This is a genomic window from Streptomyces sp. NPDC058145, assembly GCF_042884245.1.
GTDB lineage: Bacteria > Actinomycetota > Actinomycetes > Streptomycetales > Streptomycetaceae > Streptomyces.
The window spans coordinates 22,368-36,848 of record NZ_JBHVUH010000003.1 but is presented as its reverse complement, the minus strand read 5'-3'; the positions used below and the strand labels follow the sequence as shown (position 1 = coordinate 36,848).

Below are 14,481 nucleotides of genomic sequence, written 5' to 3'. Positions count from 1 at the left end.
GATCCATAAGGGTTGCTTCCGGGGCCCGACCAGCCCCCGTGGCGCACAACTCCGCCACGTCTCAGGGCGGTTGGGAAACCTCCCGCCTTCGAATGAAGGAACCCTGATCAGATTGCGTAGACCGCACATACGCACCGCGGCGATCGCCGTCGCGGTGGCGACCGCTGCCACAGGTCTGGCCGGTACGGCCTTCGCGGGTCCCTCCACCGGTGGGGAGCGCTCCGCCGCGTCCACCACCACGACCGCCGCGGCGGTGGTGAAGGCGGCGCACGCCGCGGCCTTCACCCACACCGCGGCGACGGGGGTCGCGCAGGGCGACGAACTCCACGCCCAGGACGTGCTCGTCGACCCCGAGGGCGCGCGCCACGTTCGTTTCGTCCGCACGCACAACGGGATGCCGGTGCTCGGCGGCGACCTCGTCGTCCACCTGGACCGGCGGCTGGCCTACACGGGGGTCACCAGCGCGGCCACGCACGCCGTCAAGCCCGCGGCCGCCAAGCCCGAGCTGACGGCCGCTCAGGCCGCGGCGAAGGCCGCCGGCGCCGCCAAGGGCGAGGCCGGCGGTGCCGAGCTGGTGGTGGACGCCCGCGGTGGCTCCGCCGTCCTCGCCTACCAGGTCACCGTCACCGACAACGACAGCGCCAGCACCGTCGTCGTCGACGCCGTCACCGGCAAGGTACGCAGCAACACGCCCGTCGCCGACGAGTTCCTGTCGCCGAAGCTGCTCGCCGCGCTGCGCAAGAGCGGCCAGACGGCCGACCCGGCCACCGGCACCGGCTCCACCACCGGGGCCGGCCTGCTCGGCTCGGGCGCCTCCGGCGTCACGCACTACCCGGCGACCGCCAAGGGCACCGGCAAGACCCTCTTCGTGGGCAGCGTCGGTCTGACCACCACGGCCACCTCGCGCGGCCACTACCAGCTCAAGGACCCGAACCGGTACGGCACCGAGACGCGTGACGCCAAGGGCAAGTACACCGAGTCCTTCGGCGCGGGCACGAAGTTCACCAACACCACCAACGTGTGGGGCAACGGCAAGACCTCCAGCCGGTCCAGCGCCGCCGCCGACGCGCAGTACGGCATCACCAAGACGCTGGACTTCTACAAGAAGACCTTCAACCGCAAGGGCATAGCCAACAACTCCAAGGCCGCCCGCGGAATGGTCCACTGGGGCAACAAGGTCGCCAACGCGTTCTGGGACCCGACCTGCAACTGCATGCTCTACGGTGACGGCGACGGCCAGATGTTCAAGAAGCCGCTCGTCGTCCTCGACGTCACCGGTCACGAGCTGACCCACGGCGTGGTGGAGGCGACCGCCAACCTGCAGCCGACCTACGTCGACGCCGACGGCAACCAGTACGGCGAGCCCGGCTCGCTGAACGAGTCGCTCGCCGACATCTTCGGCTCCAACGTCGAGTTCTACGCCAACAACACGAAGGACACGCCGGACTACCTGGTCGGCGAGAAGCTGGGCCTGGACCAGAAGTTCCTGCGCCGCCTCGACCACCCCTCGCTCGACAAGCTCGAGGGCACGATCGACTACTGGTCCTCGGACACGTACTTCACCGAGGTGCACGCCGGTTCCGGTGTCTCCTCGCACGCCTACTACCTCCTCGCGGAGGGCAGCGGCTCGAAGACGATCGGCGGCGTCAAGTACAACTCGCCGACGTTCGGCGGCTCCACCGTCAAGGGCATCGGCCGCACCAAGGCCACGGCGATCTTCTACCGTGCGCTGACCCGCTACATGGTCTCCACCACCGACTTCCACGGCGCGCGCGTCGCGACGCTGAAGGCGGCCAAGGACCTGTACGGCTCGACCAGCACCGAGTACAAGACGGTGAACAACGCGTGGGCCGCGGTCAACGTGACCGCCGCCAACACCCCGGCCGCCCGCCACTGACGGACGTCCGTACCCAGCACCACCGGATGCCCCGCCCCGCGCGGGGCATCCGCACGTCCGGGCGCCCCCGCCCGCCGAGGTGGCGGACCGGCGGCAGCGGCGGGACCATGACGTCCGTGGCACACGCAGACACGTCCCGGACGCTCCGCCCGGAGCCCGGCGGGTCCGCCGGGGCGAAGGAGCCCGCCCGGTGACCGGCCGGTCCGCCCGCGTCCGCCGCCTGGCCGCCGCACTGCTGCTCACCCTCGCCTGCCAGTGGGCGCCCGTGCGTGCCCTGACCGGGCCGCCCGCACCCATCGCCAGGGCCGGCCAGGTCGTCACCTGGGCGGCGAGCGCCGACCGCCTCGGCGAAGGCGCCGCCGGCCGCGGCTACCGGCTGATCGTGCACACCAGCGTGGCCGGCAGCGCACTGCGCGTCCGTCTGTCCAACGCCTTCGGCGACCGTCCCCTGACCCTGGACAGCGTTCGCGCCGGCCTGCGGCGCACGGGCGCGGCGCTCGTACCGGGCAGCGACCGGCCGCTCACCTTCGGCGGCGCCCGCACGGTCACCCTGCCCGCCGGGACGGTCGCATGGAGCGATCCGCTGCCCGGGACCGTCCCGGCCGGGGCCGATCTCGCCGTCAGCCTGCACACCCCCGACGCGGCCGGACCGGCCACCGGGCACGCGATGGCGATGCAGACGTCGTACGTCAGCCAGGGCGACCACACCGCCGAGACGAGCGGGGCGAACTGGGCGCGGCCGACCGGCTCCTGGTGGTACCTGGACGCCGTCTCCGTACGCCCCGCGAACCCCGCGACCGGAGCCGTGGTGGCGCTCGGCGACTCCCTCACCGACGGCTGGCAGTCCACCCCGGGGCTCGACCGGCGTTGGCCCGACTACCTGGCCCGGCGCCTGCACGCGGCCCCGACGGCCGTCAAGGGCGTGGCCAACGAGGGCATGTCCGGCAACAAGGTGCTCACCGACGACGCCGGGACCGGCGCCCTGCACCGGCTGGAGCGGGACGTCCTGACCCAGCCCGGGGCGCGCACCGTCCTGCTGTTCGAGGGAGTGAACGACCTCAAGGCCCACACCGGGGTCACCGCGGCCGACCTGATAGCCGGCTACCGGACGATCATCCGGCGGGCCCACGCGGCCGGGCTGTGCGTGGTCGGCGCGACCATCGGCCCGTTCGCGGGCTGGTCCGAGTGGGACCCGGCCGCCGAGGCCGTACGCCAGGAGGTCAACCGGTTCATCCGCGCCGGCGGGGAGTTCGACGCGGTCGCCGACTTCGACCGCGTCCTGCGCAGCCCCCACGTGCCCGAACGCCTGCGCTCCGCCTTCGACAACGGCGACCATCTGCACCTCGACGACGCGGGCATGCGGGCCCTGGCCGGCGCCGTCGACCCGCACGCCCTCGACTGCGCGCGCTGACCCCGGCCCGGCCGCCTCACCCCGGCCGGGCGGGACTCAGCGCAGCGTCTCGGCCCAGTCGGCCGGAACCCGCCCCGCCGGGCCCGGAACCGGCTGGTCGGCAGGGTGCTCGGCCGGCGGCGCGAGTTCGGGACCGTCGGTGTACAGCTCGTCCGTCTCGAAGTTCCAGAACCAGCCCTCACCCGGCTCGAAACTGCGGATCACCGGGTGCCCGGTCGCCTCGTAGTGGGCGGTGGCGTGCTTGGCGGGGGAGTCGTCGCAGCAGCCGACGTGACCGCAGGCCGCGCACCGGCGCAGATGGAACCACCACCCGCCGGCCGCCTCGCACTCCACACAGCCCACGCCGCTCGGCGGGACGCTCGGGTCGATGGCGGGCTCGCCGCTCATGCTGCCTCCTCGGGGTTCGTCAGGGCGGACTGCTCCTCCGCTGTCCCGGCGGTCAGCGGCAGCAGCACCTGGAAACGGGTGTCGCCGGGCGCCGACTCGACACGCAGGGTGCCGTGGTGCTTGTTCACCACGATCCGCCAGGAGATGTCCAGGCCGAGCCCGGTGCCCTGGCCGACCGGCTTGGTGGTGAAGAACGGGTCGAAGATCCGGCTCCTGATCTCCGCCGGCACCCCGGGCCCGGTGTCCCGGAACTCCACCAGCACCTGCTCGCCCTCCAGCGCGGTCCGCACGGTCAGCGTGCCCTGCCCGCCGGCGCCGTTCATGGCGGACACCGCGTTGTCGATGAGGTTGGTCCACACCTGGTTCAGCTCCGCCGGATAGCCGGGGATCTCCGGCAGTGCGGGTTCGTACTCCTTGACGACCTCGATGCGCGGGCCGATCTTGCCGGACAGCATCAGCAGGGTGCTGTCGAGGAGTTCGTGCACGCCGACGACCCGGTAGGGCGCCCGGTCCAGTTGCGAGTACTGCTTGGCGGCGTCCACGAGGTGCGAGATCCGGGTGGTGGAGTCCTCGATCTCGTCCATCAGCAGCTCTGTCTCGACGGTGTAGTTGAGCCAGCCCACCGCCCCGGGCAGGATCTCCGCGTCCACGGCCGCCGCGACCTGCTCCAGCCAGTCCACGTCGAGCCCGGCCTGGACGAAGGTGGGCGCGAGCTGCCAGCCGTGGTCGATGCCGTGGTCCTCCAGCCAGTCGGTGAGCGCGTCCTCGCGGTCCGAGGCCTCCAGCGGGCTGAGCGCCGGCGCCTTGGCGACGCGCTCGGCGGTGCGCTCCTGGATCTCGATCAGACTCGCCAACGCGTCCCGGGAGAACGGGCCTTCGGCGATCACCGAGAGCTTGTGCCGCATCTTCGCGACCCGCTCCCGCAGCGTCGAGGTGGCCCGGACGGCGGCCGCGGCGGGATTGTTCAGCTCGTGCGTGAGCCCGGCCGACAACGAGCCCAGCGCCAGCAGCCGTTCCCGCTGCCCGATGGCCGCCTGGACGCTCTTCGAGCCGAAGAACAGCCCCTCCAGCAGATGCGTGGCCATCGGGAACCACTCGCTCATGACCTCGGCGAAGGTGTCCGCCGGCAGGACGAAGAACCGCGTCGGCTCCGTCACCCGCATCGAGTTGTTGTACACCTGCCGCACCCGGTCACCCAGGTATGCCTGCATGGCGCCCGCGTACACCCCGCGCTGCGAGGTACGGGACACCTCCACGTCGTCGCCGCCCACCCGCCGCGAGAGCACGACCGTGCCCTCGACCATCACGTAGAAGCAGGTGGCGGGGTCGCCCTCGGTGTAGACCGGGCCGGGCTCGAACAGCTCCACCCGGCCCTCGCTGCACAGCCGGCCGAGCTGTTCGGGCGCCAGCTTCTCGAACAGGAACAGGGAGCCGATCTCCTGCGGGCTGCACGGCACCGGCTGCCCGCTCACGACTGCTCCAGATACCGGTGGACGAGCATGACGGCCATGGCTCCCTCTCCGACGGCGGACGCGACCCGCTTGGCGGACTCGGCGCGGGCGTCGCCCGCCACGAACACGCCGGGGACGCTGGTCTCCAGGTGGTACGGCGGCCGGTCCAGCTCCCAGCCGGCCGGCGGCCGCCCGTCGGCGGTCAGGTCGGGCCCGGCCAGGATGAACCCGCGCTCGTCGCGCAGCACCGTCCCGCCCAGCCAGTCGGTCAGCGGGGCGGCGCCGATGAACACGAACATCCACTGGGCGTCGACGCGTTCGGTCTCCCCACTGGACATGTGACGCAGCGTCAGCTGCTCCAGCCGGCCGGATCCGTGGGCGGCGTCCACGACCGTGTGGCCGCGCACCGAGATGTTCGGCGCCTCGCCGATCTGCTGGATCAGGTAGTGCGACATCGACGCCGACAGATCGGACCCGCGCACCAGCAGCGTCACCGACTTGGCGAACCGGGAGAGGTACATCGCCGCCTGACCCGCCGAGTTGGCGCCGCCGACGATGTACACGTCGTGCCCCTGGCAGGAGGACGCCTCGGTCAGCGCGGAGCCGTAGAACACCCCGCAGCCGGTCAGGTCCGTGCAGCCCTCGGCCCGCAACTGCCGGTACTGCACGCCCGTCGCCAGGATGACGCTGTGCGCCGCGATCGCCGAGCCGTCCGCGAACCGCACCACGCGTGCCGCCCCGTTGATCTCCAGTCGCGTCACCTCGCGCGTGGTCAGGATCTCGGCGCCGAACTTGGCCGCCTGCCGCCGCGCCCGGTCGGTGAGCTGCGCGCCGGAGACCCCGTCGGGGAATCCCAGGTAGTTCTCGATCCGGGAGCTCTGCCCGGCCTGCCCGCCGGTCGCGGACCGTTCCACAAGCACGGTCCGCAGGCCCTCCGAGGCCCCGTACACGGCGGCGCCCAGCCCGGCCGGGCCGCCGCCGATCACCACCAGGTCGTAGAAGTCGGCCGTCGGTGTCGTCGCGAGGCCCACCCGCGCGGCCAGCTCGGGCGCCTCGGGCTCGACCAGGGCCGTCCCGTCGGGCGTGACCACCAGCGGCAGCCGCTGCCCGTCCTGCCCGGCCGCGGTCAGCAGCCGCCGCCCCTCGGGCTCCTCCACCGAGTACCAGCGGTAGGGCACCTGGTTGCGGGCCAGGAACTCCCGTACGTCCGAGGACCGGGCCGACCAGCGGTGCCCCACGACCTTGGTGCTGGGCACCGGCTTGTAGGCGCTGGTCCGCCACGCCTGAAGCAGGTCGTCCAGCACCGGGTAGAGCTTCTCCTCCGGCGGGTCCCACGGCTTGAGCAGATAGTGGTCCAGGTCGACGACGTTGATCGCGTCGATCGCCGCGCTGGTGTCCGCGTACGCGGTCAGCAGCACCCGCCGGGCCCCCGGATACACGTCCAGGGCCTGTTCCAGGAAGTCGATGCCGTTCATCTGCGGCATCCGGTAGTCGGCCAGGATCACCGCCACCAGATCCCCGCGCAGCTTCAGCTCGCGCAGCGCCTCCAGCGCCGACTCGCCGGACTCCGCGCGCACGATCCGGTACGACTCGCCGTAACGCCGCCTGAGGTCACGGGCCACGGCTCGGGAGACCCCGGGGTCGTCGTCCACGGTCAGGATGACGGTCCGCGCTGCGTCGGCGGCCTGTGCCATGCCTCTCCCACCCCGAGCGGTCGGATTCACGGGACGGCGCCGCCTGGGTCACCGCACCGATTCCCGCCCATCGTATGTTCGATCGCCCGGCTTCGCTCCGGTATACGGCAAGGACGGCCCGAGCCCGTGGACCACTCCTTGATCGCCCCCTTCGCGGGTAGGGGAAGGGCATGATCAGCACGGACTGATCGGCACGTGGGGGAGACTGGCCCCGCGGACGCGGACGACGAGGAGGCCCGAGGCATGACACGCCCGATCACGGCAGGGGTGGACGGTACGGAGGAGAGCCTGGCCGCGCTGGACTGGGCGGCCAGGGAGGCCGTGCGCCGGGGGCTGCCGCTGCGCGTGGTGCACGCCTGGCGCTACGCCGAGGCGCTCCCCACGGCCGACCGGGACACCCAGCACGGCTGGGTGTCGGAAGGGGTGCGGGAGGCCGTGCGCACCGTCTCCGGCAGACACCCGGAGCTCGAGGTGGCCGTGGACGTGCTCGAGGGCGGCGTCGCGGAGGCGCTGACCGGCGCGGCCGCTCAGTCCGAGCTGCTGGTGCTGGGCTCCCGCGGGCACGGCTCGGTGATGGGCTTCCTGCTGGGCTCGGTGGGCCGGCAGGTGATCGCCGAGACGGCCCGGCCCGTGGTCCTGGTGCGGGCAGGCGACCGGGCGGCGGCGGAGGCCGCCGGGCGGGACGTCGTGGTGGGCCAGCACGGCGGCCCGCAGGACAGCGCGGCCGCGCTGCGGTTCGCGTTCGAGACGGCGGCCGTGCGCGGTGCCACCGTGCGGGCGGTGCGCGCCTGGACGCTGCCGCCGGTCTTCGCCTACAGCCCGGGCTCGCTGAAGCTCCTGGACGAGGCGGGCGGCCTGGAGCCGTACGAGAAGCAGGCCCTGGCCGACGCGCTGCGCCCGTGGCAAGAGCGCTTCCCGCAGGTGCCCGTCGCCGAGCACGTCGAGATGGGCAGCGCGGGGCAGGTGCTGCTGTCGATGGCCGGGCGGGCCCAGCTGATGGTCGTCGGCCGGCGGTCCCGCCGTACGGCCGTGGGCGCCCGGATCGGCTCGGTCGCGCACGGCGTGCTGCACCACGCCGAGTGCCCGGTGGCCGTGGTCCCGCACGAGTGACCTACACGGGTGTCGTCGGCTCCAGGGTGGTACGGGCCTTGGGCAGGACGTTGTCGATGTAGTCGGCGACGGCGGTGTCCAGGCCGATGTCGTGCTGGGCCTGTTCCGACAGGTACCAGCGGTGCTCCAGCAGCTCGTGGTAGATCTCGGCCGGGTCCATGGAGCCGCGCAGCTCGAAGGGCACGGCGCGCACGGTGGGCCGGAACACGTCCCGCACCCAGCGGTGGGCGAGCACCTCGGGGCGGGCGGCGAGGGGGTCGCCGGGCGCGTAGTCGTCCTGGGTGGCCATCCAGCTCTCCAGGTCGTTGAGCAGCCGCCGCGCCTGGTTCTCCTCGGCGTCGAGGCCGGTCAGCCGCAGCAGCTGCCGCTGGTGGTGGCCGGCGTCGACGACCTTGGGCACGAAGGTGACCGTGTCGCCGTTGGAGGAGTGCTCGATCTGCATCTCGGCCACGTCGAAACCGAGGTCGTTGAGGCGGCGTATCCGGCGTTCTATGTAGTGGTACTTGCCCGCCGGGTACACCGAGGTACGGGTCAGCTCCTGCCACAGGCCGGCGTAGCGGGTGCAGATCTCGTGCCCGAACTCGACGGGGTCGACGGAGGGGTGCAGCGCGCCGGACGCTTCCAGGTCCAGCAGCTCGCCGCTGATGTTCACCCGGGCCAGGTCGAGATCGTAGTCCCGCTGCCCGGGGCTGAGCCGGGGGTGCAGGTCGCCGGTCTCGGCGTCCACCAGGTACGCGGCGTAGGCGCCCGCGTCCCGCCGGAAGAGGGTGTTGGACAGCGAGCAGTCGCCCCAGGCGAACCCGCTCAGGTGCAGCCGGACCAGCAGCACCGCGAGGGCGTCCATCAGCCGGTGCATGGTCGCCGGCCGCATGGTGGTCTCGAACATCGAGCGGTACGGCATCGAGCCGCGCAGATGCCGGGTGATCAGTACCGGTTCCAGCGGGGCGCCGGCGCCGTCGGTGCGGCCGGTGACCACGGCGAGCGGGTCGACGGCCGGGATGCCCAGCCGGTCGAGGTCGCGCAGCAGCCCGTACTCGCGCAGCGCGGGCCGTTCGGCCAGCTCCTTGACGGCGATCACCTCGTCGCCGGCGCGGGCGTAGCGCACGACGTGCCGGGAGATGCCCCGGGGGAGCGGTACGAGGTACTCCTCGGGCCACTTCTCCAGGGGGACGTCCCAGGGCAGTTCGAGCAGGACCGCGGGGTGCTCCGGGTTCGTGGCGCTGATCTGCAATGCCATGGGACGAACCCTAAGGCCCCGCCCCCGTCAGCGGGACTCCCGTTCCCGGGCCCGCTCGGCGGCGGCGCGCAGCGGGCCGCCGGACGCGTCACCGCACCCCTCGCGGGCGGAACTGGACGCTGATCCGCGGACCCGCCGCGTGGGCGGTCTTGGGCACGCAGTGCTCCCAGGTCCGCTGGCAGGAGCCGCCCATCACGATGAGGTCGCCGTGCCCGAGCGGCCGCCGGACGACCGTGCCGCCGCCTCCCACGGGACGCAGCAGAAGATCCCGGGGCGCGCCGACGGACAGGATCGCGACCATCGTGTCCTGGCGGGCGCCGCGCCCGATCCGGTCGCCGTGCCAGGCGACGCTGTCCCGGCCGTCGCGGTAGAAGCACAGCCCGGCGGTGGTGAACGGCTCGCCCAGCTCCTCGGCGTAGCGGGCGGACAGGGCGTCCCGCGCCTCGGTGAGGACGGGGTGCGGCAGCGGGTCGTGCGCCGCGTAGAAGGCGAGCAGCCGCGGGACGGCCACCACGTTGTCGTACATCTTCCGGCGCTCCGCCCGCCAGGGGACCTCGGCCGCCAGCTCTTCGAACAGGGCGTCCGCGCCGCTCAGCCAGCCCGGCAGTACGTCGATCCAGGCGCCGGAGCCCAGCTCGGTCCGGCGCAGCCCGTCGAGCGGGCCGAGCCGCAGCTCGTCGGTCTGGTCGAACAGGGAGCCCTGGAGGTGCGTGGCCATGGGCCCAGTCTACTCCTTAATCGAAAATGTGTTCCCACTGAAAGGCGCGTGCGCCGGACCGGGTTGCCGGAGCCCTTTCGATACATCGATGTATCGGATACATTGCCGTATCGAAAGGGGGGTCCCGCCATGACGGCCGAGGACGACACGGCCCGGCGCGTCACCAGGCGGCGGGCCCGGACCCGGGCGAACCTGCTAGACGCCGCCTTCGCGGTCTTCGCCGCCAAGGGGTTCGGCCGGGTCTCCATCGAGGAGGTCTGCGAGGCCGCCGGCTACAGCCGGGGCGCCTTCTACTCCAACTTCGCCACCCTGGACGAGCTGTTCTTCGCCCTCTACCGGGAGCGGGCCGACCTCATCGCCGGCCAGGTGGCCGACGCGCTCGCCCAGGACCGGCCCGACCTGGACGTCCCGGCCTCCGTGGACCGGGTCACCGAGGTCCTGCTGCTCGACGTGGACTGGCTGCTCGTCAAGACCGACTTCCTGGTGCACGCGGCCCGTGACCCGGCCGTCGCCCAGGTCCTCCTCGACCACCGTGCCCGGCTGCGCGAGGCCGTCGCCGACCGCCTCGGCCGGGCCCGGGGCCACACCGAACTGCCCGCCGTGCTCGGCGACGCCGACGGCGCCGCCCGCGCGGTGGTCGCGGCCTACGACGGCGTCACCACCCAGCTACTGCTGGACAAGGACGTCGACGCCGCCCGCGGCTGGCTGAAGCAACTGCTCACCGCCCTGCTGACCGACGGCAGCGGCACTCCCGAATGAGTCGCGGACGGAAGGACACGGACGACATGGCCGCCATGGACGCGGACGTCATCGTCGTCGGAGCGGGCCTCGCCGGCCTGGTCGCGGCGCACGAACTCAACCGCCAGGGCCGCAGGGTCGCCCTGGTCGACCAGGAGAACGCCGCCAACCTCGGCGGCCAGGCGTTCTGGTCCCTCGGCGGGCTCTTCCTCGTCGACTCGCCCGAGCAGCGCCGGCTCGGCATCAAGGACTCCCTCGACCTGGCCTGGAACGACTGGCGGGGCAGCGCGCGGTTCGACCGGCTCGCCGACGAGGACTCCTGGGCGGTGCGCTGGGCCCGCGCCTACGTCGAGTGGGCGGCCGGTGAGAAGCGCTCCTGGCTGCGGGGGCACGGCATCGAACTGCTGCCCACCGTCGGCTGGGCCGAGCGCGGCGACCTCAGGGCCGGCGGCCACGGAAACTCCGTGCCCCGCTTCCACATCGCCTGGGGCACCGGCACCGGCGTGGTCGAACCCTTCGTCGATTACGCCCGACAGGCGGCCCGGGACGGACTGCTCACCTTCCACCACCGCCACCGGGTCGACGAGCTGGTCATCGAGGACGGCACGGCGCGCGGAGTGCGAGGCACCGTCCTCGCCGCGGACGACTCACCGCGGGGTGCCCCCTCCAGCCGCGAGCGCGCCGGCGACTTCGAACTCACCGCCCGGGCCGTGATCGTCACCAGCGGCGGCATCGGCGCCGACCACGACATCGTCCGCCGCTACTGGCCCGAACGGCTCGGCACACCCCCCGCCGAGATGGTCACCGGCGTCCCCGCCTACGTCGACGGCCGGATGCTCGACATCAGCGCCGAAGCCGGCGTGCGCCTGGTCAACCGGGACCGCATGTGGCACTACACCGAGGGCCTGCAGAACTGGGACCCCGTCTGGCCCGGCCACGGCATCCGCATCCTGCCGGGCCCGTCCTCCATCTGGCTCGACGCCCTCGGGCGCCGGCTGCCCGACCCGTGCCTGCCCGGCTACGACACCCTCGGCACGCTCGAGTACCTGCGCACCACCGAGGACATCGCCGGCCACGACCACTCCTGGTTCATCCTCACCCGGAAGATCATCGAGAAGGAGTTCGCGCTCTCCGGCTCCGAGCAGAACCCGGACATCACCGCCAAGGACCGCAAGGCCGTGCTGCGCGACCGGCTGCTGGGCAAGGGCGCCCCGGCCCCGGTGCGTGCCTTCCTCGACGAGGGCGCGGACTTCGTCACCGCGGGCACCCTGGAGCAACTGGTCGAGAAGATGAACGCCCTCACCGCCGAGCCGCTGCTGGACGCGGCCGAGGTGCGCCGGCAGATCGAGGCCCGCGACCTGCAGATGGCCAACCCCTACAGCAAGGACTCCCAGGTCCAGGGCATCCGCAACGCCCGCCGCTACATCGGTGACCGGCTCGGCCGGGTCGCCTCCCCGCACCGCGTCCTCGACCCGGAGGCGGGCCCGCTGATCGGCGTCCGGCTGCACGTGCTGACCCGCAAGACGCTCGGCGGCATCCAGACCGACCTCGACTCCCGGGCCCTCGGCGCCGACGGCACCCCCATCGAGGGGCTGTACGCGGCGGGCGAGGTGGCGGGCTTCGGCGGCGGCGGTGTCCACGGCTACAACGCCCTGGAGGGCACCTTCCTCGGCGGCTGCCTCTTCTCGGGCCGCGCGGCGGGACGGGCGGCGGCGAAGCAGACGGGCTGACGGCGAGCCGGGCCGAAACCGCGGTGCCGCGCTCAGCCGCGCAGCAGTTCCACCAGCACGGAGGCGTGGCTCTGCTCCGGTTTCTTGGACGCCGTGAGCAGCGTCACCCGGCCCTCGCGCACCGGCTTCCGCAGCCCGTCGAGGAGTTCGGCGGCCTCGGGAGCGGCGAGTTCGGCCTCGTAGCGGCCGCGGAACTCCTCGAAGGAGCCCTCCGGGCCGTGGAACCACTTGCGCAGCTCGTTCGACGGCGTGAGCCCCTTCGGCCACTCGTCCACCTGGGCCTCGTCCTTGGACACCCCGCGCGGCCACAGCCGGTCCACCAGGACCCGCAGCCCGTCGTCCGCCTCCGGCGGTTCGTAGATCCGGCGCACGCGCACGCTCACGGTCGGGGCCCCTCTCGGGTCGCGGACGGTACTGCGAGCGTACTGCCGCGGAGGCGGCCCACCGGGCGGCGACGCGGCGTGACTTGACCGGAAAGAGAGCGAAACCGGATCGGCTCCGCGCCTACTCTTCTGGCGAAACGATCATTCGCCACCCCCCGGAGGAGCGCCCGTGACGCCACCGCGCAGACAGGTCCCCAGCCGACGTACCGCAGTTCTCCGCCGCGAGGCGGTCCTCGCCACCGTTCCCGTCGCCGTGGCGGCGCTGCTCGGGGCCGCAGGCCCCGCGGCGGCCGGCACGACCGGCACCGCCGGCGCGGGCGACCCCTACTTCCCGCTCAGCGGCAACGGCGGCTACCACGTCGGCCACTATGACCTGACGCTCCGTTACGACACCGCCTCCCGGCACCTGGACGGCACGGCCGTCCTCACCGCGCGCGCCACACAGCGGCTCACCCGCTTCGACCTGGACCTCTCGGGCCTGAAGGTCACCGGCGTCACCGTAGGCGGCCGCCCCGCGGAATTCCGCCGCGACGGCCAGGAACTCGTCGTCACCCCGCCGCACACCCTGCGCGCGGGCCAGAGGTTCCGGGTCACTGTCTCCTACCACGGCACCCCCGGCCCGGTCACCGACCCGGACGGCTCGGCGGACGGCTGGATCCCCACCGACGACGGGGCGTTCGTCGCCGGGGAGCCGCAGGGCGCGATGACCTGGTTCCCGGCGAACAACCACCCCAAGGACAAGTCGGCGTACGACTTCACGATCACGGTCCCCGAGGGACGCACCGCCGTGGCCAACGGCGTCCTGCGCGGCACGCGCACCGCGCACGGCCGCACCACCTTCCGCTGGCACCAGGCCGAGCCCATGGCCGCCTACCTGGCCACCGCCACCGTCGGGAAGTTCCAGGTCGAGCGGTACACGACCCGCGACGGCGTCCAGGTGTACAACGCCGTCGACCCGCGGGAGGCGCGCGCGGCGGCGCCCGTGCTGAAGAAGCTTCCCTCCGTGCTGGAGTGGGAGAGCAAGCTGTTCGGGCCGTACCCGTTCCGGGCCGCCGGATCGGTCGTCGACCACGCGCCCGACGTCGGCTACGCGCTGGAGACCCAGAGCCGGCCCCTCTACGACTCGGCGCCCGACGTGAGCACCCTGGTCCACGAGAACGCCCACCAGTGGTTCGGCGACTCGGTCTCGCTGACCGCCTGGAAGGACATCTGGCTCAACGAGGGCTTCGCGACCTACGCCGAGTGGCTCTACGCGGAACAGCACGGCGGCGACAGCGCGCAGAAGGCGTTCGACGCCCTCTACGCCCGCCCCGCGAGCGACCGTCTGTGGGCCTTCCCGCCCGGCGATCCGGGCAGCGGGGAGAACATCTTCGACACCCCCGTCTACGCCCGTGGCGCGATGACCCTGCACGAGCTGCGCCGGGCCGTCGGCGACCGGGACTTCTTCCGGATCCTGCGCGCCTGGGCGGCCGGACACCGGGCCGGGCACGGCACGACGGCCCAGTTCACCGGGCTCGCCGAGCGGTTGTCCGGCAAGAACCTGGACGGCCTGTTCCACACCTGGCTGTACGAGCGGGGCAAGCCGAGCCGGTCTTGACGGTCGGACCGCCGGGGCAGGCCCGCCCCGGCGGGCGAGCGCAAGCGGAGGTGGCGCACTGACCGTACGACCAGGCGCACCTGCCGCATGAGAAGGGCCCCCGGGAACCGGGGGCCCTTCTCATGCGG

12 protein-coding genes are annotated in these 14,481 nt (G+C 72.9%); 6 read left to right on the top strand and 6 right to left on the bottom strand.

The window, feature by feature from the left end:
• Positions 1–112: 112 nt before the first annotated feature.
• A complete protein-coding gene (locus ACFVVO_RS06985; protein ID WP_390052426.1) occupies positions 113–1,897 on the top strand; it encodes a M4 family metallopeptidase in 1,785 nt (594 codons plus the stop codon).
• A 190-nt stretch (positions 1,898–2,087) separates the two neighbouring features.
• Positions 2,088–3,308, top strand: coding sequence for an SGNH/GDSL hydrolase family protein (locus tag ACFVVO_RS06980; protein WP_390052425.1), 1,221 nt, complete (start codon positions 2,088–2,090; stop codon positions 3,306–3,308).
• Positions 3,309–3,344: 36 nt separating this feature from the next.
• Here ACFVVO_RS06980 and ACFVVO_RS06975 read toward each other — a convergent pair whose 3' ends face one another.
• From ACFVVO_RS06975 to ACFVVO_RS06965, 3 genes are read right to left on the bottom strand one after another with little or no spacing between them, the layout of a single operon-like run.
• The gene (locus ACFVVO_RS06975) at positions 3,345–3,695 is read right to left on the bottom strand and encodes a UBP-type zinc finger domain-containing protein (RefSeq protein WP_390052423.1); all 351 of its coding nucleotides are present in this window, start codon (positions 3,693–3,695) and stop codon (positions 3,345–3,347) included.
• A complete protein-coding gene (locus tag ACFVVO_RS06970; protein ID WP_390052421.1) occupies positions 3,692–5,167 on the bottom strand; it encodes an ATP-binding protein in 1,476 nt (491 codons plus the stop codon). Before ACFVVO_RS06970 ends, ACFVVO_RS06975 begins: the two co-directional genes overlap by 4 nt.
• Positions 5,164–6,840, bottom strand: coding sequence for an FAD-dependent oxidoreductase (locus ACFVVO_RS06965; protein WP_390052419.1), 1,677 nt, complete (start codon positions 6,838–6,840; stop codon positions 5,164–5,166). The genes ACFVVO_RS06970 and ACFVVO_RS06965 overlap by 4 nt, the downstream gene beginning before the upstream one ends.
• Before the next feature lie 243 nt (positions 6,841–7,083).
• On the opposite strand from ACFVVO_RS06965, the gene ACFVVO_RS06960 reads away from it, so the two are divergent.
• Positions 7,084–7,950: a universal stress protein gene (locus tag ACFVVO_RS06960; protein ID WP_390052417.1), complete on the top strand. Its 867-nt coding sequence runs from the start codon at positions 7,084–7,086 to the stop codon at positions 7,948–7,950.
• A 1-nt stretch (position 7,951) separates the two neighbouring features.
• Here ACFVVO_RS06960 and ACFVVO_RS06955 read toward each other — a convergent pair whose 3' ends face one another.
• The gene (locus ACFVVO_RS06955) at positions 7,952–9,187 is read right to left on the bottom strand and encodes a DUF4032 domain-containing protein (RefSeq protein WP_390052415.1); all 1,236 of its coding nucleotides are present in this window, start codon (positions 9,185–9,187) and stop codon (positions 7,952–7,954) included.
• A gap of 88 nt (positions 9,188–9,275) precedes the next feature.
• Positions 9,276–9,905 (bottom strand): alpha-ketoglutarate-dependent dioxygenase AlkB, encoded by a 630-nt coding sequence (locus tag ACFVVO_RS06950; protein ID WP_390052413.1) that lies wholly within the window; start codon positions 9,903–9,905, stop codon positions 9,276–9,278.
• A 129-nt stretch (positions 9,906–10,034) separates the two neighbouring features.
• Between ACFVVO_RS06950 and ACFVVO_RS06945 the strand changes: the two genes are divergently transcribed.
• A complete protein-coding gene (locus ACFVVO_RS06945; RefSeq protein WP_390052411.1) occupies positions 10,035–10,664 on the top strand; it encodes a TetR/AcrR family transcriptional regulator in 630 nt (209 codons plus the stop codon).
• A 35-nt stretch (positions 10,665–10,699) separates the two neighbouring features.
• Positions 10,700–12,373 carry an FAD-binding dehydrogenase gene (locus ACFVVO_RS06940; RefSeq protein WP_390053346.1) on the top strand — a complete coding sequence of 558 codons (1,674 nt, stop codon included), beginning with the start codon at positions 10,700–10,702 and terminating at the stop codon, positions 12,371–12,373.
• Positions 12,374–12,405: 32 nt separating this feature from the next.
• Here ACFVVO_RS06940 and ACFVVO_RS06935 read toward each other — a convergent pair whose 3' ends face one another.
• Entirely contained in the window at positions 12,406–12,756 is a 351-nt protein-coding gene (locus ACFVVO_RS06935; protein ID WP_390052409.1) for a DUF488 domain-containing protein, read from the bottom strand.
• A 169-nt stretch (positions 12,757–12,925) separates the two neighbouring features.
• Here ACFVVO_RS06935 and ACFVVO_RS06930 point away from each other — a divergent pair, with 169 nt between their 5' ends.
• Positions 12,926–14,353, top strand: a complete 1,428-nt coding sequence (locus ACFVVO_RS06930; RefSeq protein ID WP_390052407.1) for a M1 family metallopeptidase — start codon at positions 12,926–12,928, stop codon at positions 14,351–14,353.
• The last annotated feature ends 128 nt before the right edge of the window (positions 14,354–14,481 follow it).

Coding starts and splice junctions, on each gene's coding strand:
- ACFVVO_RS06975 (WP_390052423.1), bottom strand. CDS start 3,695: ATGAGCGGCGAGCCCGCCATCGACCCGAGCGTCCCGCCGAGCGGCGTG.
- ACFVVO_RS06965 (WP_390052419.1), bottom strand. CDS start 6,840: ATGGCACAGGCCGCCGACGCAGCGCGGACCGTCATCCTGACCGTGGAC.
- ACFVVO_RS06960 (WP_390052417.1), top strand. CDS start 7,084: ATGACACGCCCGATCACGGCAGGGGTGGACGGTACGGAGGAGAGCCTG.
- ACFVVO_RS06955 (WP_390052415.1), bottom strand. CDS start 9,187: ATGGCATTGCAGATCAGCGCCACGAACCCGGAGCACCCCGCGGTCCTG.
- ACFVVO_RS06950 (WP_390052413.1), bottom strand. CDS start 9,905: ATGGCCACGCACCTCCAGGGCTCCCTGTTCGACCAGACCGACGAGCTG.
- ACFVVO_RS06945 (WP_390052411.1), top strand. CDS start 10,035: ATGACGGCCGAGGACGACACGGCCCGGCGCGTCACCAGGCGGCGGGCC.
- ACFVVO_RS06940 (WP_390053346.1), top strand. CDS start 10,700: ATGGACGCGGACGTCATCGTCGTCGGAGCGGGCCTCGCCGGCCTGGTC.